At 68.7% G+C, this 16867-nt stretch carries 18 protein-coding genes and 1 tRNA gene; 11 read left to right on the forward strand and 8 right to left on the reverse strand.

Annotated features, from left to right (window positions below):
• Positions 1-16: 16 nt before the first annotated feature.
• The 4 genes from AMYHA_RS08105 to AMYHA_RS08125 form a co-directional block, all read right to left on the reverse strand.
• Entirely contained in the window at positions 17-982 is a 966-nt protein-coding gene (locus AMYHA_RS08105) for a lysylphosphatidylglycerol synthase transmembrane domain-containing protein (protein WP_169732909.1), read from the reverse strand.
• 1477 nt (positions 983-2459) lie between these two features.
• Positions 2460-2858 (reverse strand): hypothetical protein, encoded by a 399-nt coding sequence (locus AMYHA_RS08115; RefSeq protein ID WP_157361934.1) that lies wholly within the window; start codon positions 2856-2858, stop codon positions 2460-2462.
• Positions 2859-2863: 5 nt separating this feature from the next.
• Positions 2864-3130, reverse strand: coding sequence for a hypothetical protein (locus tag AMYHA_RS08120; RefSeq protein WP_034269603.1), 267 nt, complete (start codon positions 3128-3130; stop codon positions 2864-2866).
• A gap of 361 nt (positions 3131-3491) precedes the next feature.
• Positions 3492-3564, reverse strand: a tRNA-Arg gene (locus tag AMYHA_RS08125).
• A 188-nt stretch (positions 3565-3752) separates the two neighbouring features.
• On the opposite strand from AMYHA_RS08125, the gene AMYHA_RS08130 reads away from it, so the two are divergent.
• The 6 genes from AMYHA_RS08130 (at position 3753) to AMYHA_RS08155 (ending at position 9300) form a co-directional block, all read left to right on the forward strand.
• Positions 3753-4091: a hypothetical protein gene (locus AMYHA_RS08130; RefSeq protein WP_157361936.1), complete on the forward strand. Its 339-nt coding sequence runs from the start codon at positions 3753-3755 to the stop codon at positions 4089-4091.
• A gap of 166 nt (positions 4092-4257) precedes the next feature.
• On the forward strand, positions 4258-4911 hold the full coding sequence (locus AMYHA_RS08135; RefSeq protein WP_034269610.1) for a response regulator: 654 nt from the start codon (positions 4258-4260) through the stop codon (positions 4909-4911).
• Positions 4908-5513 (forward strand): trimeric intracellular cation channel family protein, encoded by a 606-nt coding sequence (locus tag AMYHA_RS08140; RefSeq protein ID WP_034269613.1) that lies wholly within the window; start codon positions 4908-4910, stop codon positions 5511-5513. The genes AMYHA_RS08135 and AMYHA_RS08140 overlap by 4 nt, the downstream gene beginning before the upstream one ends.
• Positions 5514-5559: 46 nt before the next feature.
• Positions 5560-6249, forward strand: coding sequence for a response regulator transcription factor (locus tag AMYHA_RS08145; RefSeq protein WP_034269615.1), 690 nt, complete (start codon positions 5560-5562; stop codon positions 6247-6249).
• Positions 6250-7641, forward strand: a complete 1392-nt coding sequence (locus AMYHA_RS08150) for a sensor histidine kinase (RefSeq protein ID WP_034269618.1) — start codon at positions 6250-6252, stop codon at positions 7639-7641.
• Positions 7642-7761: 120 nt separating this feature from the next.
• Positions 7762-9300: a trypsin-like peptidase domain-containing protein gene (locus tag AMYHA_RS08155; protein WP_034269621.1), complete on the forward strand. Its 1539-nt coding sequence runs from the start codon at positions 7762-7764 to the stop codon at positions 9298-9300.
• Positions 9301-9466: 166 nt separating this feature from the next.
• On the opposite strand, the gene AMYHA_RS08160 is transcribed toward AMYHA_RS08155, so the two are convergent.
• Together AMYHA_RS08160 and AMYHA_RS08165 are read right to left on the reverse strand one after the other, a co-directional pair.
• Positions 9467-10306: a TIGR04282 family arsenosugar biosynthesis glycosyltransferase gene (locus AMYHA_RS08160; RefSeq protein ID WP_034269623.1), complete on the reverse strand. Its 840-nt coding sequence runs from the start codon at positions 10304-10306 to the stop codon at positions 9467-9469.
• A 38-nt stretch (positions 10307-10344) separates the two neighbouring features.
• Positions 10345-11022 carry a glycosyltransferase family 2 protein gene (locus AMYHA_RS08165; protein ID WP_034269625.1) on the reverse strand — a complete coding sequence of 226 codons (678 nt, stop codon included), beginning with the start codon at positions 11020-11022 and terminating at the stop codon, positions 10345-10347.
• A gap of 95 nt (positions 11023-11117) precedes the next feature.
• Here AMYHA_RS08165 and AMYHA_RS08170 point away from each other — a divergent pair, with 95 nt between their 5' ends.
• Genes AMYHA_RS08170 through AMYHA_RS08180 form a run of 3 tightly spaced genes read left to right on the forward strand, consistent with a single transcriptional unit; the run spans position 11118 to position 14263 of the window.
• Positions 11118-12503 (forward strand): hypothetical protein, encoded by a 1386-nt coding sequence (locus tag AMYHA_RS08170; RefSeq protein ID WP_034269628.1) that lies wholly within the window; start codon positions 11118-11120, stop codon positions 12501-12503.
• Positions 12504-12515: 12 nt separating this feature from the next.
• Positions 12516-13220, forward strand: a complete 705-nt coding sequence (locus AMYHA_RS08175) for a response regulator transcription factor (protein WP_034269631.1) — start codon at positions 12516-12518, stop codon at positions 13218-13220.
• Complete coding sequence (locus tag AMYHA_RS08180) at positions 13217-14263, forward strand: sensor histidine kinase (RefSeq protein WP_034269634.1); 1047 nt, start codon at positions 13217-13219, stop codon at positions 14261-14263. Before AMYHA_RS08175 ends, AMYHA_RS08180 begins: the two co-directional genes overlap by 4 nt.
• Before the next feature lie 72 nt (positions 14264-14335).
• Here AMYHA_RS08180 and AMYHA_RS08185 read toward each other — a convergent pair whose 3' ends face one another.
• On the reverse strand, positions 14336-15406 hold the full coding sequence (locus AMYHA_RS08185; RefSeq protein WP_034269636.1) for an NAD-dependent epimerase/dehydratase family protein: 1071 nt from the start codon (positions 15404-15406) through the stop codon (positions 14336-14338).
• 212 nt (positions 15407-15618) lie between these two features.
• Here AMYHA_RS08185 and AMYHA_RS08190 point away from each other — a divergent pair, with 212 nt between their 5' ends.
• Positions 15619-16125 (forward strand): MogA/MoaB family molybdenum cofactor biosynthesis protein, encoded by a 507-nt coding sequence (locus tag AMYHA_RS08190; RefSeq protein ID WP_034269639.1) that lies wholly within the window; start codon positions 15619-15621, stop codon positions 16123-16125.
• 122 nt (positions 16126-16247) lie between these two features.
• Here the strand turns inward: AMYHA_RS08190 and AMYHA_RS08195 are convergent, their stop codons facing one another.
• Positions 16248-16520, reverse strand: coding sequence for an Rv0909 family putative TA system antitoxin (locus tag AMYHA_RS08195; protein ID WP_034269642.1), 273 nt, complete (start codon positions 16518-16520; stop codon positions 16248-16250).
• A gap of 127 nt (positions 16521-16647) precedes the next feature.
• Here AMYHA_RS08195 and AMYHA_RS26915 point away from each other — a divergent pair, with 127 nt between their 5' ends.
• Entirely contained in the window at positions 16648-16866 is a 219-nt protein-coding gene (locus AMYHA_RS26915; protein ID WP_034276364.1) for a hypothetical protein, read from the forward strand.
• Position 16867 lies beyond the last annotated feature (1 nt).

Genomic DNA, 16867 nt, shown 5'->3' on the forward strand with positions numbered 1-16867 from the left:
ACACCAACGACTGCGGTTATGTGGGTAGGTGCGTGTTCGGGGAGGTGCGTGTGCGTTTGCGCAGGTAGAGCCAGCTCAGTAGTCCGATGTTGATTACTAGCCAGCACGATAGGAGTCGGTAGACGAGTACGGTTGCGGCTGCTGTGGTAGCGGGTGTTCCCGCGGAGATGAGGCCGGTGATTAGGCTGGCTTCGATGAGGCCGATTCCGCCTGGGGTGAGTGGGATCTGGCGGGCGAGTTGGGCGCCAAGGAACATCGCGGCTAGTGGGATGATGCCGATTTCCAGCCCGAGGGCTCGTGTCACGAAGAGCAGGCACAGCAGTTCGGTGGACCAGTTCGCCAGCGCGGCGGTGAGGGCCGGCATCCAGTATCGGCTGGTGACTGAGCGGGCAGCGAGTTTGATGACGATGGTGGCGATCACGAGGAGCACGCCGGCGGAAGCGGTGGCTGTCGTGGTTACCTGCGGTGGGAGCATGCGGTCCAGGGGCAGGTTTAGCAGGGCGGCCGCGATGACGCCGGCTGCGTAGATCATGGCGAGTGCAGTGGCCAGTAGGACGCCGGAGAGCGTTAGCACCATTGCCGCTGCTCGACGGTCGGCGCCGTGGGCGTGGAACTGCCGGTAGGCGTAGGTTGCTGAGACGACGGAGCCCGCGGGCAGGCTGTAGGCCATCGCTGCTCGGCTGTAGGCGAGAGCGAGTGCGTGCCGGTGGGGAAGGGTGACGCCGATGCCGGCGAGCAGGGTGCGTTGGTGGCGGGCGAACATGTCGAGGGAGATCAGTATGGCGAGACTCGCCGCGATCAGCCATGTCGTATCAGCTGCCCGTAGCACGGCGATGACGTCGCTGGGTTGGGGGAGTTGATCGCGCAGGTGGTAGGCCGCAGTCGTGCCGAGTACCGCGACAACCACATAGCCGCCAGCACGACGCACTCCCAGCATGATCGGGCGCACCGACGTCGGCCGGTTGCCACATCCCACTGTCACGCGTGCTCCTCGTGTCGAATGGCTCCATGGACATTGGCGTATCGGCCGCCTCGCCAAAGAAGGAACCATCGTTCTCTAATAAGACCGTTCTCTACTGAGACGCCGTCTTGACCGAGGTCTCGTGCCGGACAGTGTTGACAGGACTTCGCTTGGCCAGTTGATCTAACAGCGCATTCAGTCTGCGTTCGGATCGAGCGACACCAGCTGCGTCGTTCATGTCGCGGGCATGTTTCAGGTCCAGTAAGGCCTGCTCGATCAGTCGGTGGAGCTCTGTAGTGGATACGGGGAGATGACGGCCAGTGCTGATGGGACACATGGGGATGCCTTCGCGGTGCGACGGTTGGTGACCGGGCCTGCCGGGTGGCAGCCGAACTCGCCCGGCAGGCCCGGAGAGGAGGTCAACCGCGATGTGCGGTTGTGTGCATGCCCCGAGTGTTACGGATTCGGGTGGCAGGCGAACCCGGAGAAGTACCCAAATGTCTACCTGGTTCGGAAACCAAGCTGCTGCGAATGCTCGAGTCGCACAACCAACGAATGCTCAGATCTCTACGGCGTCAGCTCGTCTTCGCTCTACCTGGCAGCGCTGGTGTATAGGCCCGCGCGAGCAACTCGCGGGCTTCACAGTCCACGCTGCTCGTGCCGACGGGACGGCGGATGTACCAGCGTCCGTGAAGGGCGTTCGCGGCTGGTGGCTAACGGGAGTCCGGCTTCGGGTTGTGTCCGGCTTCGGGGTGTGGGTGTCCAAAGGCTGGGATCGTTCGGTCCGACTCCGCGGGATTAGTGGTCGGTTTCGGATCGATAATTAACGACTCCGGTCGTCATGGTCATATCGGGCCAACGCCACGGTGATGCACTCAGCGCTGACCGGGTCTGTGATGCGGCTATGTGCGGCCCGTAGCAGTTCCGCCACGAGGTGACCAGCAGTAGTTTGACCAGCCTCCTCTCGAACATGATCGATCACGCGAATGATGCCGTCATCATCTAGTCGGTCGACGGCAGCGCGTAGTTCTGCGAACTTGGCGTTGAGATACGCGTCGGTGGGCAACTTGCCTACATCGTCCATAACCTCTCGCAGTCTGGCCTACCGATGTTGGACATGCGAGCGTGGACAGCCCGTCGGAGTAGCGATCCGGTCAGGGCACCTAGACGACATGTTCAATTCTGGCCGAACTGACCAAACCGAGCTTCGCCCCGCTAAGCGCTCGCTCTCGCAGCCATGGAACGGATTCTACGACGATCTGCATCACAACTGGCGTCACGCGACACGATCAAGCTGCGAGCGCCTCAGCGTTTCCCCTGGTCACACTGTGCGCCCCCGGCAGGATTCGAACCTGCGACACCTGCTTTAGGAGGGTGGCCTACAGCGACGTCCAGAGCCTCTACCAGGCACTATGACCACGCGAGTGATCTCTACAGGCATCAGAAACCACACGATTCCCCCGGTTTCGTGCCACGGGCCCTGCCATGCCCGGGATAGCTATGCGGAGCGTTTGGTCTTGTCCGGTGCCGTGGCGCGTTTGCGCGTCGGTGTTTTCTTTGTTGTGGCGCGTGATGTGGTTTTCTGTGGTGTCGTGACGGCCTTGAGGAGGGTGTCTAGTTTGTGGTTTATCTGCTGCAGGTCGTCGGCATCCCCGGCGCTGTCATGGACTCGTTGCTCAAGGATGTCGCGGATGTAGGCGGTGTGGCGTTTGCCTTCACGCCGCGCGTTCTCTTTGAGTTGCTCGAACACCTCGCGCGGCAGGCGGAGCGAGGTGGTCACCATTGGCTCGACCCATTTGCCGGTCTCCATCTCGTCGGCGGTGTCGTGCTCGTCGTAGTAGCTGGCCAACGCCTCCAGCTCTTCGGCCGGGCGGGGTAGCTTCTGTGTATTGCTCATCGTCTTCACCTCGCTTTCCGTTTGAAGGTGCGCTTCTCACGATCGGTCATGTCTCGGGCTGTGACGATGAACGCCTCACCGTCATCGTCGACGGCCACCACGAGCAGATGCCGTCCCGCGCGGGTGCGCCCATAGATCAGCGTCGAATCATTCTTGCCAGAGGCCATCCAGTACGGGCGATACAAGATCGCGTCGCGGACTTCCTCCATCGTCACGTCGTGACGGGCGATGTGGTTGGCGGACCACTCGCTGTCTTTGACGTCTCGCCACACTTGTCCAGTGTATTGCGAACGCAATGCAAACGCAATGGTGGTGAGTCAGAGTGCGGAGCTCGCCGCAGCGTCCGCGCTTATCAGCGCGCTTGCCCGGCAGGTCGTAGTGCACGGCGGGCGGCCAGTACGTCGGAGCAGCGATGTTCGGTGATCTGACTACCGCTTACCCGGAGCGTGCGTCGGTGTTGACTGGGACTTCTGCAGCCACTACAGCCTCAGAAGGAGGGTCACTAAAATCACGGGATCGCGGCGCGTCAGGGCCACGTCGTCGGGTCAATGTGGGGCGAGTCTGCGTCACGGATCGTGCCACAACGGTAGAACACGTTCTATCGAGAACGGCATTGTCGCAGGCCACACTGTGCGCCCCCGGCAGGATTCGAACCTGCGACACCCGCTTTAGGAGAGCGGTGCTCTATCCCCTGAGCTACGAGGGCTTGGGCTCCCAGCGTAGCGGGTCCATCCGACGCCGTGGTCGCGGGACTCCCCAGCACGTCGCGACCGGCCGTTACGCCGGTGCGGCCTACTTCCTGCCTCGCCCATCGGTAACCCCGGGACGTCGTGCACGGAACTACGAGAAATCAGCCCTCGAGAAGAGGACTGTCTTCTCAGAAGGGTTCACGTCATGAAACGGACAATAGTGGCAGCGGCGGTGGCCGCCCTGACGTTCTCGATGCTCTCCGTAGGGACCGGTGTGTCGCAGGAACTGCCCGAGCACGGACACCTGCTCCTGACCGGGCTCGAGTTCAATGATCAGGGCGAGCCGGTCGGCTACAAGAAGTGCCGGGAACTCGCCAACGGGCAAGCGCTGCGCCTCAATGCCCACCATGAGCACCTGCATTTCGGGCGAGCGGGCGAAGCGCTGTGGAACAACGCGAACAACGCGGTCGTGCCGCTGGCACCGTTCCCCGGCGTCCCCTGGACGAACTGCGAGGAGTTCGCTGCGATCGTCCTCGGCGAGTAGGAAATGGCGGCGCGTCTGGCCGGGCCGACATGGCGATTCGACAGCGGTCGGCGTGCCGACCGCTACTGAATGCTCCTCCAGCCGTAATTCCGGGCCGTCTGCGACGTCTCTCTAGGTAGCCTCATCACACTATCGAGGGGCCCGTATGACGAGTCGGAGGAGTGCAATGATCAGGGTGATGTTCGCGGACGATGAGGAACTCGTTCGCGCGAGTCTGCGCACGATGTTGTCGGGCGCCGACGGCATCGAGGTCGTTGCCGAGGCCGCGGACGGCGGTGCGGCGGCCGAGGCGGCGCGACTGCATCACCCCGACGTCGTGCTGCTCGACATCAAGATGAGCGCGGCGGACGACGGCCTCCAGGCGCTACGCACGATCATGGCACTGCCGCACCCGCCCGCCGCCGCGATGCTGACGACGTTCGACATCGACGCCTACGTCTCCCGCGCGCTGAGCATGGGCGCGCAGGGATTCCTGATCAAGGACATCCGCCCCGCGCCGCTGGTGCAGGCCGTGCGAGATCTGGCACGCGGTGGCGCGGTGCTCGACCCAGGTGTCGCCGCGCGGATGGTCCGTGCGCACCGGGACGAGCAGCGTGCCGCAGAGCCCGCGCGCGAACTGCTCGACTCGCTGTCCGAACGCGAGCGCGAGGTCGTCACCCTGATCGCGCAGGGACTGTCCAACTCGGAGATCGGGACGACGTTGTTCCTGTCCGAGGCCACCGTGAAGGGGTATGTTTCCTCCGTGCTCACCAAGATCGGCGCCGCGAACCGGGTGCAGGCCGCGCTGCTGGCCTACCGAGGCGGGTTACTCGAACGCTGATGCTGGTCGCGCTGGAGATCCTGGGCCTCGTCGCGTTCGCCGCATCGGGTGCGCTCGCCGCGGTGCGCGCGCGGCTCGACGTCTTCGGCGTCATCGTCCTCGGCCTCACCACCGCGCTCGGCGGCGGCATCATCCGCGACGTCCTGCTCGGCGTCCACCCGCCGACCACGCTGCGTACGTGGCCATACCTGACGGCGGGCGCGCTGACCGCCATCCTGGTGTTCGCCTTTCACCCGCAGGTGGCGCGACTGCGGCGTCCGATGCTGGTCGCCGACGCCATCGGGCTGGGGCTGTTCGCCACATCGGGTACTGGCGTCGCCCTCGCCCTCGACGTCCCGGTCTACACCGCGTGCCTGATCGGCATGACCACCGGCATCGGTGGCGGAGCGATCCGGGACCTGCTTGTCGGCGAGATCCCGCTGGTGCTGCGCCGCGAGATCTACGCCCTGGCCGCGTTGTTCGGCGCGGTGCTCGTCGGTGCCGGGCACCTGGCCGGCCTGCCCGCGACGCCGGTGCTCGCCGGTGCCGCCGCCGTCGTGGTCGCGGTGCGGCTGCTCGCGCTGTGGCGGCAGTGGCACGCCCCGGTGGCGCGCGAAGCGTGACCGGCCCTCTCAGGCGCAGCTCAGCCAGCCAGGTAACACTGGGTGCATGCGCATCCTGGTAGTGGACGACGACCGGGCGGTTAGAGAATCATTGCGTCGCTCGCTCGAGTTCAACGGTTACACCGTCGACCTGGCCAGCGACGGTCAGCAAGCTCTCGCCGCCGTCGCCAACGACCGGCCGGACGCGATAGTGCTCGACGTCATGATGCCCCGGCTGGATGGCCTCGAGGTAGCGCGCAGGTTGCGTAGCGGCGGCGACGACCTGCCGATCCTGGTGCTCACCGCGCGGGACACGGTCTCCGACCGGGTCTCCGGTCTCGACGCTGGCGCCGACGATTACCTGCCCAAGCCGTTCGCCCTCGAGGAACTGCTCGCCAGACTCCGTGCGTTGCTGCGCCGCTCCGCCGCCGAGACCGGCGCCGCCCAGGACGTCAAACCGCTCAGCTACGCCGACCTCACTCTCGATCCCGTCACCCGCGAGGTGCGCAGAGGCGACCGCGAGATCAGCCTCACCCGCACCGAGTTCACGCTGCTTGAGCTGCTGCTTACCTATCCGAAGCACGTCCTGACCCGCAGCAGGATCCTCGAAGAGGTCTGGGGCTACGACTTCCCGACGTCGGGCAATGCGCTTGAGGTCTATGTCGGCTACCTGCGCCGCAAAACCGAGGCGGACGGCGAGCCGCGCCTGATCCACACCGTGCGCGGTGTCGGCTACGTGCTCAGGGAGACGCCGTAAGTGACTGCCGCGGCTCCTCAGGTCAGGCGGCGGTTCTCGCTGCGGGCCCGCGTCACGCTGCTCGCCGCGGCCTGCGTCGCTGGCGCGGTCGCGCTGGTCTCGCTCGGCGCGTACCTGACCATGCAGGATAACCTCTACGAGCAGGTCGACCAGCGGCTGGTGCAGCGTGCGCAGGACGCCGTGCGCACCCCGCCGGTGCGCAACCGGCTGGTGCAGATCCCTGGCGCGTTCCTGACCAGCGCGGATATTCATATCGGGGTCCTCAACGCGAACGGTGACCTCGCTCATCCTCGTGACGGTCAACCGCCGCCCATCGGGCAAGCCGAGCTCGACGTCGCGCGGGGAGACGCCGAGTCCTCGCTGCGCACCGACACCGCGACCGGCATGCGCATCGTGGCGCTGTCGTCTGGGCCTGGTCAGGCGATGGTGCTCGCCCAATCGCTCGCACCGACCGACGAGGCGCTGCGCAAACTCGCCGTGGTGTTGTTCGTGGTCAGCGGCGCGGGTGTGGTGGTAGCCGCGCTGGCTGGCACCGCGGTCGCGCGGGGTGGACTGCGACCGGTGCAGCAGCTCACGGCAGCGACCGAACGGGTGGCTCGCACCGGCGATCTGCGCCCGATCCCGGTGTCCGGGGATGACGAGCTCGCCCGGCTCACCTACAGCTTCAACACCATGCTGGCCACCGTCGCCGCCGCGCAGGAACAGCAACGCCAGCTCGTCGCGGACGCGGGACACGAGCTGCGCACCCCGCTGACGTCGTTGCGCACCAACCTCGAGCTGCTGCTCGCGGCGGAGAAGGCGGACGCGCCAACCTTGTCCGAGGAGGACAGGACCGAGATCGAGTCGGATATCAAGGCACAGCTCGACGAGGTCACCCAGCTGATCGGGGACCTCGTGCTGCTGGCGCGAGCCGACCAGCCGCGTGCGGAACTGGAGCGGGTCGACCTGGTCGAGGTCGTCGAGCGCGCGCTGGACCGAGCGCGCAGGCGCGCCACCGGTGTCGAGTTCGACGTCTCCCTACAGCCGTGGCAGCTTGTGGGCGACTCGAACGCATTGGAACGCGCGGTGCTGAACCTGCTGGACAACGCGGTGAAGTTCTCGCCACCCGGCGGCTCGGTGCGGCTGGTGCTGCGCCCGCTCGGCGACGGCACGGCGGTGGTCGAGGTGTCCGACCAGGGGCCGGGCATCGCCGAGGAGGATCTGCCGAAGGTGTTCGATCGCTTCTACCGCTCGATACAGGCCCGCACGCTGCCCGGGTCGGGGCTCGGCCTCGCCATCGTGAAGCAGGCGGTGGATCGCCACGGCGGCGCGGTGTATGCGGGTAGCGCGACAGAAGGCGGGGCGTTGTTCACGATCCGACTACCCGGCCAATCGACGGAACCCGGTGAGTAACCTAGCTACGTTGGCCACGGCCGCCGCCGACAGTGCCACACTGAGCGTGTGGGCCGATTCACGGCTTAGGCCACAGATTCGTTTCAGGCGACTCTCAGGACCATGCCGCATGGTGGAGACATGACAGACAACGACCAAGGCACGCCGAACCCGTGGTCAAGGGATGACAGCTCCGAACCCCATGGCGAGCAGCCCGCACAGGGCCCAGAGCCGGGCTCGCCGGAGCAGGGCTCGCTAGAGCAGCCCGCGCCGTTCAGGCCTCCCGAGCCGTCTGACCAGCCGGACCAGCCCGCGCCTCCCGAACAGACCGGGCACGGCGCCGAGGGCTACCAGCCGACCGCTGAGTACCCCAGGCCCGAGTACGGCGCCGGTTACCAGACCGCACCCGAGTACCCGGCCGCATACGGTGACTACGGGACGTCGTCGGCGGGCGCGCAGTCGTACGGAACAACGCAGTACGGCACAGCGCAGTACGGCACGGCGCAGTACGGGATGCCGCCGTATGGCGCTGGTCCGCGGAGCACCACGCCGTCGAGCGTGTATCCGCAGCCGCCGCATCGCCCCGGTCGCCGGTCCAATGCCGGCAAGGCCGTGATTCTCGCGGCTGTCGTGGCGCTGCTCGCTGGTGGTGCGGCCGGTGGCATCGGCGGGTATCTCGTCGCGTCGGAGCAGAGTGCGCTGTCGGGGGCGACGGAGAACTCGCTCGACCAGCCGCGTCCCGCGCGCCAGACCGGCAATGCCCCGGACGGCAGCGTCGAGTCGGTCGCGCAGAAGGTGACGCCGAGTGTCGTGCAGATCGAAGTCGCGAGCGCCGACGGCGCTGGTGAGGGATCCGGATTCGTACTCACCGACAACGGCTACATCCTGACGAACAACCACGTCGTCGAGCCGGCGGCGGACGGCAATGGTGCCATCCGCGTCGCGTTCGAGGACGGTCGGCGGGTCGAGGCATCGGTTGTCGGCCGCGATCCGACGACCGACATCGCCGTCGTCAAGGCCGACGGCGTGTCCGGGTTGCAGCCGGTGGAGCTCGGCCGGTCGGACGACCTCGACGTGGGTGAGCAGGTCGTGGCCATCGGGTCGCCGTTCCAGCTGTCCGGCACCGTGACGTCGGGCATCGTGAGTGCGCTGCACCGGCCGGTGCGCGCCGGTGGCAGCAGTGGTGACCTCGCCTCCGTCATGGACGCGATCCAGACAGATGCCGCGATCAACCCGGGCAACTCGGGTGGTCCGCTTGTCGACATGTCGGGCAGGGTCATCGGGATCAACTCCGCGATCTACAGTCCCGGTGGCGGTCTCAGCGGGTCGCGAGCGGGCAACGTCGGTATCGGCTTCGCGATCCCGATCGACCAGGCCCGCCGGACGGCGGACGAGATCATCAAGACCGGTAAGGCCACGCAGACCTACATCGGCGCGCTGGTTAGCGACGCGCGTGACCGTGGCGCGACCATCCGCGAGGTCGAGCCGGACGGTCCGGCCGCGAAGTCTGGTCTGAAGAAGGGCGACGTCGTGATCAAGGTCGGTGACCGGATCATCGCCGACGCCGACGAACTCGTCGCGTCGATCCGTACCAGGGCGCCCGGCGAGGAGGTCACCTTCACCTTGAAGAACAACGAGACCATCACGGTGACCCTCGGCGCGAAGTCCGTCGGCGGCTGACGCCACCGCGTCGTGTCCGACGCTCAGGACGTCGTGTCCGACATTCCTGACGTCGTGTCCGACGTTCTGGACACGGCGCGTCGGCTGACTGGGAGTGAGCTGTAGACGAAGTGGTTGCTATAGCAGCCACGGTGTCTCAAGATCCACTCGCAGCTCGGACTGCTGATCACGCGCGCAGGCCCATGCGCTCTGGCGCTCCTCGCACCGCGAGGACGTCGCCGAGCGCCTGGGCGAAGCGGCTCTTCGGCGCGTCCGGCGCGACCCGTACGGCGTCCGCCATGGTGTCGACATCGGACAGCACAGGCAGATCGGCGATCCGCAGTCCGCGCGCATGCAGCGCGTCGCGGGTGCGATCGCCAGTCTCCGATGTGGACATCGGCACTCCGGTGAGGGCGGCGGCATGTGCGGGGTCGCGGAGGCCGAGCGCCCACCAGCCGCCGTCGGTCGCGGCGCCAAGGACGGCGTCGACCCGGCTATCGCCGTCGGCGTGACACACGGCGCCCTGGGCGGGGAACACGACGTCGTGAGTGGGGGACACGACGTCGGGGGCGCGTGCCTCCAGCAGTGCCAGGGCAGCCGCGAGTCCGTGCGTGGTCACCTGCGGGGTGTCCATGCCAATCTGGAGTACTGGAGCTCCGGGGTGCAGCCGTGCGGCGTCGGCGTGTGCGTTGGCCAGCCGTTCGCCCAGACCGATGCCGTGCTGCGGGATAACGTCCACCCGCCGGAGGGCCTGCCGTACGTCGGCGGCTAAGTCGCCATCCGCTGGCATGTCCCCGTCCGCGATCGGCACCCGATCGGACGCCATGCCGCCATCAGAGAGCACCCCATCCGTCGCCATGATCCGATCAGCATTTCCCGCCAGCGCGACGACCACCGGCGCCCCCGTCGCCCGGGCCGCATCGAGGGTGTCCAGCAGACATGCCGCCGCGAGCAGCGCCGCCTGTGTCGGCGTCGCCGGTGGGCACAGTCGGGTCTTCGCGAAGCCCGGGATCGGGGCCTTCGCCATGACCAGCAGAAACGGCGTCCTCGCTGGCAAGGGTGCGCTCACTGCCGCAACACCCGCGTCATGTCGCGTACCGCGCGTGCCGTGCCGCGCACTGATCCCGACACTTTGGACTCCGTGCCCTTCGCGCGTTCGGCGTAGCGAACGTCGTGTTCCACCACCCGCCAGCCCGCCCGCTGCGCCTTGACCAGCAGCTCAAGCGGGTACCCGAACGCCCGATCGGCCACGCCTAGCGCGAGCAACAACACCCGGTTCGCGGCCCGCGCTGGGGCGATGTCGGTGACGTCGAGCCCGTGTCGCCGCAATAGTCGCGCCAGCAAGAGGTTGCCCGCCCGCGCGTGCCACGGCCAGACACCCCGCGCTACCGGCACCCGCCTGCCGACCGCCAGGTCCGCGGTCCCTGCCAACACAGGCGCGGCCAGCGTGGGCAACTCCGCCGGATCGAGGGAACCATCGGCGTCCAGGAAGCACACGACGTCGGTGGTGGCCGCTTCGAGTCCGGTGTGGACCGCCGCGCCGTAGCCCGCGCGCGGCTCGTGCACGACCGTCGCACCCAGCCGCGCGGCGATCTCAGGGGAGCCATCCGTGGAGCCGTTGTCGACCACCAGCGCGCGATAGCCGTCCGGCAACGCGCCGAGCACGCCGGGCAACGCGGCGGCCTCGTTCAGGCACGGCAGCACGACGTCGATCTTGTCCACGCCCTCGAAGCTAGCCAGCATCAGCCGCGTTGGGTAACCCCTGAGCGGATTACCGAATCCTGACGTCCGCCCGGTTCGGTTACCGTCGCGTGCCTGGTCGGGCTACCGTTCGGGCAATGGCAGTGCCTCCCGCCGCGCCGGACGTCGACTCCGGTGCCGACGCCGACGCGCGCACCTCACATCACGGAGGTGCGCGCCGTGACCTGCTCGCCGTCGCGGTCACGGCCGGGCTCGTCGCCACCGCCATCGCGGTTGGTGCCTACCTGAACCGAGCGGGCTCCGACGTCGTGCTGTGGGCACCCGCCGCTCCGCTCTACGGCCGCTGGGAACCTCGCTTCGGCCTCGCCGCGGTGCTCGCCGCACTGCTCGCGATCGCCGTCATCGCCTGGGGCCCCGGCCTGGCCGAACGACTTCGCTGGCGGCCCGCGCTCGCGCTCAGCTACGTCACCGCCGTCGGCTGGACGCTCTCGCTCGCCCTGATCGACGGTTGGCAGCGCGGCCTCGCCGGCCGGCTCGACAACCGCTGGGAGTACCTGGACGAGGTCCCAGGCATCACCGACATCCCCGCGATGCTCACCGGCTTCACCGACCGCATCCTGCTTGGCCAGCCGGACACCTGGGCGGTACACGTCGCGGGTCACCCGCCAGGCGCGCTGCTGGTGTTCGTGTGGCTGGACCGCGTCGGCCTCTCGGGCGGCGGCATAGCGTCGCTGGCGTGTGTGCTGGTCGGGGGGCTGATCGCCATCGCCGTCCCGGTCACGCTGCGCACCCTTGGCGCGCCCGATGCCGCCCGGCGGATGCTGCCGTTCGCGGCCCTGTTTCCCGGCGCGGTGTGGATCGGCGCGTCGGCAGATGGCCTGTTCGCCGGGTACATGGCGGTGGCCGTCGCGGTGCTCGCGTTCGCGGTCGCGGCGACCGGCCCGCGCCGCGACGTCCTCGCGCTGCTCGCCGGGGTGCTGCTCGGGTTCGGAGTCTTCCTGTCCTACGGCTTCGTGCTGTTCGGCCCGCTCGCGCTCGCCGTGGTCGCCTACCGGCGCGCATGGCGCGTGCTCCTGGTCGCTGTCACCGGCGCGCTCGCCGTCGTCGCGGCGTTCGCGCTGGCCGGGTTCTGGTGGCTTGACGGCTACACCACCGTCGTCGAACGCTATTACCAGAACCTCGGCGCGGTGCGGCCGTACGAGTACTGGGTGTGGGCGAACCTCGCCGCGCTCGCGATCATGGTCGGGTTCGCGGTGGTTGCCGGGCTCCGCCGCGCCCTTGCCGACCTGCTGCGACGTCGTTGGCATCCGGTGGTGCTCGTTGTCGCGGCGGCGCTGGTCGCGATCATCGCCGCCGACATCTCCGGGCTGTCGAAGGCCGAGACCGAACGCATCTGGCTGCCGTTCGCGGTGTGGCTGCTGCCCGCCGTCGCGCTGTTGCCGCGCACCGCGCATCGCTGGTGGCTCGCGGCGCAGGCAGCACTGGCTGTCACGGTGAACCTGCTGGTCGGAACGCCATGGTGAAGGGTGACGTCGATGGGTGAACAACAAGGCAGGGTGCTGGTCGTTGACGACGATGACACGGTGCGCGACGTCGTGCGTCGTTACCTGGAACGCGCGGGCTTCGACGTCGTCCTCGCCGGTGACGGCGACGAGGCGCTGCGGCAGTTCGCCGCGCGACCGCCCGACCTCGTCGTACTGGACGTCATGATGCCGGGCAAGAGCGGCCTCGACGTCTGCCGCGAGCTGCGCAAGACCAGCGACGTGCCGATCGTGATGCTGACGGCGCTCGGCGAGGAAGAGAATCGGATCGCGGGGCTGCAACTCGGCGCGGACGACTACGTCACCAAGCCGTTCAGCCCACGCGAGCTGGCGCTGCGGGTGGCGTCGGTGCTGCGCAGGGCGCGGTGGATGGCACCGGAACCAGCGCAGCGGGAGCTGTCCGACGGCGATCTGCGGCTCGACCTCGCCGCGCGCAAAGCCACCCTCGCGGGTGCCGACCTCGCGCTGACCACGCGGGAGTTCGACCTGCTGGCGTTCTTCCTCAGCCACGCAGGCACCGCGTTCTCCCGCACCGACCTGCTGGCGAAGGTGTGGGGCTGGGACTTCGGCGACCAGTCCACGGTGACGGTGCACGTGCGGCGGCTGCGGGAGAAGATCGAGCCCGATCCGGCCGCGCCGACGCGGGTGGCGACGGTGTGGGGCGTCGGATACCGCTATGACCCGGTTGAGCAGCCATGACACTCGCGGCGGAGACGTTCGCCGAGCAACTCGGCCACATCTGGGACATCCTCCCGTACGCGGTGGGGTTCACGCTGCCGGTCGCACTGCTCGGCGCCTGGCTGCTGCACCACATGCGCAGCAGGTCGATCGCGGCGGCGATGACGGTGCTCGCGCTGCTCCCCGTGGTAGCGACGCTGGTGGGGATGCTCGGCGTCAGCGGGTTCATGTTCACCCCGACACTGGCGATCTGGCTCCTCGTCGGACTGCTGGTCGCCGCCGTGACGATTCCGGCCGCGGTGCTATCCGGGCGCTATCTCGCGCGCCGCAGTGTGTGGGAACGCGAGGCCCGCGACCGGGAACGCGCGGCCGAGGCGGCACGCCGCGAACTGGTCGCCTGGATCAGCCACGATCTGCGCAGCCCGCTCGCCGGTATCCGCGCGATGGCCGAGGCGCTCGCCGACGGTGTCGTCTCCCAGCCAGCTGACGTCGCCGACTACGCACAGCGCATCAGCGGCGAAGCTGCCCGGCTGTCCGGGATGGTGGATGACCTGTTCGAGCTGTCCCGGATCACCGCCGGCGGGCTGCGGCTGACGATGTCTGCGATCCCGCTCGCGGACGTCGTTGGCGACGCGCTGGAGTCGCAGACCGCTGTTGCCCAGCGCAAACGGGTTCGGGTGGAGGCGAAGGACTCCGCGGAGCCGGTGGTGCTCGGCAGTGACCCTGAGCTGACCCGCGTGGTCCGCAACCTGGTGTCCAATGCGATCCGGCACACCCCGCCGGACGGCACCGTCGCGGTGTCGATCGGCGTGGACGACGGATCCGCGCTGCTGTACGTCGACGACGCCTGCGGCGGCATTCCCGACGAGGAACTGGAGCGGGTGTTCGACGTCGCGTTCCGTGGCAGCGCCGCGCGGACTCCGGAACGGTCGGGAGAGGCTGGTGGCGGGCTGGGGCTGGCGATCGCCAAGGGGCTGGTCGAGGCGCACCACGGCCGCATCGGCGTCCGCAATCACGGCCCAGGGTGCCGGTTCGAGGTCAGGCTGCCGTTGGCGACGTCGTGAGCCTCCGCTGCTGGACGTGATGCCCTGGCGGATCGATTCCCGCCCGCGACGTCGTGCCGCCGGGCGGCCGGGTCATCGGGTGACGGTCCGTACCGGGGTGCGCAGTTCGGCCGTGGCGAACTCCGCGATGCCCTCGGCGAAGCCGGTCCGCGCGGTGAAGCCGAGGATGTCGCGGGCGCGGGCGGGGCTGGCGACGATGTGCCGGACGTCGGCGGGCCGTGCGCCGCCTACGATGTCCGGCGCTGGCCCGCCGCAAGCCCGCGCCAGCTCCTCGGCCAGCTCGCCCACGGTGTGCGGAGTGCCCGAGCACACGTTCAGCGGCACCAGCTCGCCGGGCGGCGCGTCGTCGAGCAGTGCGAGCAGGTTCGCTCGCGCCACGTCGCGGACGTGGACGAAGTCCCTGCGCTGGCGGCCGTCCTCGAACACCCGCGGGGGCTCACCCCTGCGCAGCGCCGAGCGGAACAGCGACGCTACCCCCGCGTACGGGGTGTCCTGCGGCATCCGGGGGCCGTAGACGTTGTGGTAGCGCAGCGCGTGCACCGTGCCGCTCGTCTGCCGCGCCCACGCTGCGGCCAGGTGCTCGGTCGCGAGTTTCGTCGCGGCGTAGGTGCTGCGCGGCAGCAGCGGAGCTGACTCGTCCACCAGCCAGGGTGTGAGGACGTCGTCGCAACTGGGGCAGCGCGGGTCGAAGAGCCCGGCGTCGATGTCGGCCGCGCGGCGCGGTGCGGGCTGGGTGGGGCCATGCGCCGCGCAGGAGTACGCGCCTTCGCCGTAGACCACCATCGACGAGGCCAGCACAAGCCGAGACACCCGCGCCCTGTGCATGGCGGCGAGCAGCACCGCCGTGCCGTAGTCGTTGTGCCAGGCGTACGTCGGCGCGTCGGCCGGGTCGAGCCCGTGCCCGACGATCGCTGCCTGGTGGCACACCGCGTCGACGTCGCTGAGCAGGTCAGCCAGCAGACCGGCGTCGGTCACCTCGCCGCGCACGAACCGGTGCCGGGAGACGTAGCCGGGCGGCTCGCCGCCGTCGTGCGCGGTCGGTACGAGGGCGTCGAGCAGCACAGGGTCGTGCCCGTGCTCGGCAAGCAGGTCAGCCACGTGGGAGCCGATGAACCCGGCCCCGCCGGTCACAAGTACACGCACGGTGTCTGACGCTAGCGTCGCGACGCCGGGTGCGCGCCGTGCGCGGCGGGATGTCAGGAAATCGTCATCCCTTGTCGCGCGGGCTCGGGGTGCGCTCGCGGGGTGGCGTGGCCTCGGCATGCGGTCGGACTCCCGTCCGCCGCGTGTCGGCGTGGCGAACGCCTCGGGATGGCGCTGTGTCCGATGTGGCGGGACCGACTACCGTTGTCGACATGGAACGCAGCGCGCAACGGCTTGGCAGGGCTCTCGTCGTGGTCGTCGACGACAGGATCGCCAATGGGGAGCATGAGGATACCTCGGGACCGCTGGTCACCGAGCTGCTGGAAGAGGCAGGATTCATCGTGGACGGAACCGTGACGGTGCACTCGGACACCGTCGCGATCCGCAATGCCCTGAACACAGCCGTCATCGGCGGCGCGGACGTCGTCATCACCGTCGGCGGGACAGGCGTGTCCCCGCGCGACGTCACCCCGGACGCCACGCAGGGCGTGCTTGACCAGACCATTCCCGGGATCGCCGAGGCGCTGCGGTCGTCGGGGCTCGCGGCGGGCGCGGTCGACGCTGGTGTCTCGCGCGGGCTGGTCGGTGTCTCCGGCAGCACGCTCGTAGTCAACCTCGCCGGGTCTCGCAGCGCGGTGCGCGACGGCATGGCCACGCTGTCCTCACTGGTCCCGCACGTGATCGGCGAGTTGTCCGGCGGGCTCGCCGCCGAGGCGTGAGCTGACGCGGGGCTGCTCGACCGACGCTGCCCCTCGGGGACGAGTGGGCACGCGGTCGCCCCGCCACGACAACGCCGGGCGCCCTGTGGTCGGCGCCCGGCGTCCGGCAGTGAGCCCGTTAGCTACTTCTGCTCTGGCGGCTTGGTGTCCTTGTGCAGGACACCCTCCATCTTGTCGGCGGCGGTGGTGATCTTCTCCTCGTACCGGCCGCCGGTGACCTTGTTCGCGGCACCGGCCGCTGCTTCGACACCGCGCGAGGCTGCCTCGCCCGCCTTCTCGGCGAGTGGGCCGACGCGCTCGGTCAATGGGCCGACCCGTTCGGCGAGGTCGCCCGCGACTTCGGTCGCCTTCTCCGTCGCTTTGGACGCCATCTCTTTCGCCTTGTCGAGTTTCATTGTCTGGCCACCTTGTCGATTTCGTGGTTGGGCATTTCTATCCTCGCACCAGTCCTGGGTGTCCGCGAGCCAGGATCAGCCCCCGACCAGGCGAAGCGCGTTCGTCTGGCGTGCGAGAATGGAAACCGTGCCGAGTTCCGATGACCCCACGCCGCCGCGACGGACATCGTCCAGTGCGCCCGCGTCGCGACGGACGTCGCCGCGCCGCGAGAATGCCTCGCGTCTCGACGAGGTGTTCGGTCAGATTCTTCCGGAAACCACCTCCGACGAGCGGGAGCCGTCCTCGCACGAGGCGAGCGGTTCGAGCGACGACTGGTACCTGGAGAACCGGCCGCCGCACCACTGAG

The sequence above is a fragment of the Haloechinothrix halophila YIM 93223 genome (assembly GCF_000504245.1).
GTDB lineage: Bacteria > Actinomycetota > Actinomycetes > Mycobacteriales > Pseudonocardiaceae > Haloechinothrix_A > Haloechinothrix_A halophila.

What these genes read in the sequence shown, in the direction of transcription:
- AMYHA_RS08190 (WP_034269639.1), top strand. Translation starts at nt 15,619, where the DNA reads ATGGAACGCAGCGCGCAACGGCTTGGCAGGGCTCTCGTCGTGGTCGTC.
- AMYHA_RS08180 (WP_034269634.1), top strand. Translation starts at nt 13,217, where the DNA reads ATGACACTCGCGGCGGAGACGTTCGCCGAGCAACTCGGCCACATCTGG.
- AMYHA_RS08175 (WP_034269631.1), top strand. Translation starts at nt 12,516, where the DNA reads ATGGGTGAACAACAAGGCAGGGTGCTGGTCGTTGACGACGATGACACG.
- AMYHA_RS08160 (WP_034269623.1), bottom strand. Translation starts at nt 10,306, where the DNA reads ATGGCGAAGGCCCCGATCCCGGGCTTCGCGAAGACCCGACTGTGCCCA.
- AMYHA_RS08145 (WP_034269615.1), top strand. Translation starts at nt 5,560, where the DNA reads ATGCGCATCCTGGTAGTGGACGACGACCGGGCGGTTAGAGAATCATTG.
- AMYHA_RS08115 (WP_157361934.1), bottom strand. Translation starts at nt 2,858, where the DNA reads ATGAGCAATACACAGAAGCTACCCCGCCCGGCCGAAGAGCTGGAGGCG.
- AMYHA_RS08130 (WP_157361936.1), top strand. Translation starts at nt 3,753, where the DNA reads ATGAAACGGACAATAGTGGCAGCGGCGGTGGCCGCCCTGACGTTCTCG.
- AMYHA_RS08165 (WP_034269625.1), bottom strand. Translation starts at nt 11,022, where the DNA reads ATGCTGGCTAGCTTCGAGGGCGTGGACAAGATCGACGTCGTGCTGCCG.
- AMYHA_RS08155 (WP_034269621.1), top strand. Translation starts at nt 7,762, where the DNA reads ATGACAGACAACGACCAAGGCACGCCGAACCCGTGGTCAAGGGATGAC.
- AMYHA_RS08135 (WP_034269610.1), top strand. Translation starts at nt 4,258, where the DNA reads ATGATCAGGGTGATGTTCGCGGACGATGAGGAACTCGTTCGCGCGAGT.
- AMYHA_RS08195 (WP_034269642.1), bottom strand. Translation starts at nt 16,520, where the DNA reads ATGAAACTCGACAAGGCGAAAGAGATGGCGTCCAAAGCGACGGAGAAG.
- AMYHA_RS08170 (WP_034269628.1), top strand. Translation starts at nt 11,118, where the DNA reads ATGGCAGTGCCTCCCGCCGCGCCGGACGTCGACTCCGGTGCCGACGCC.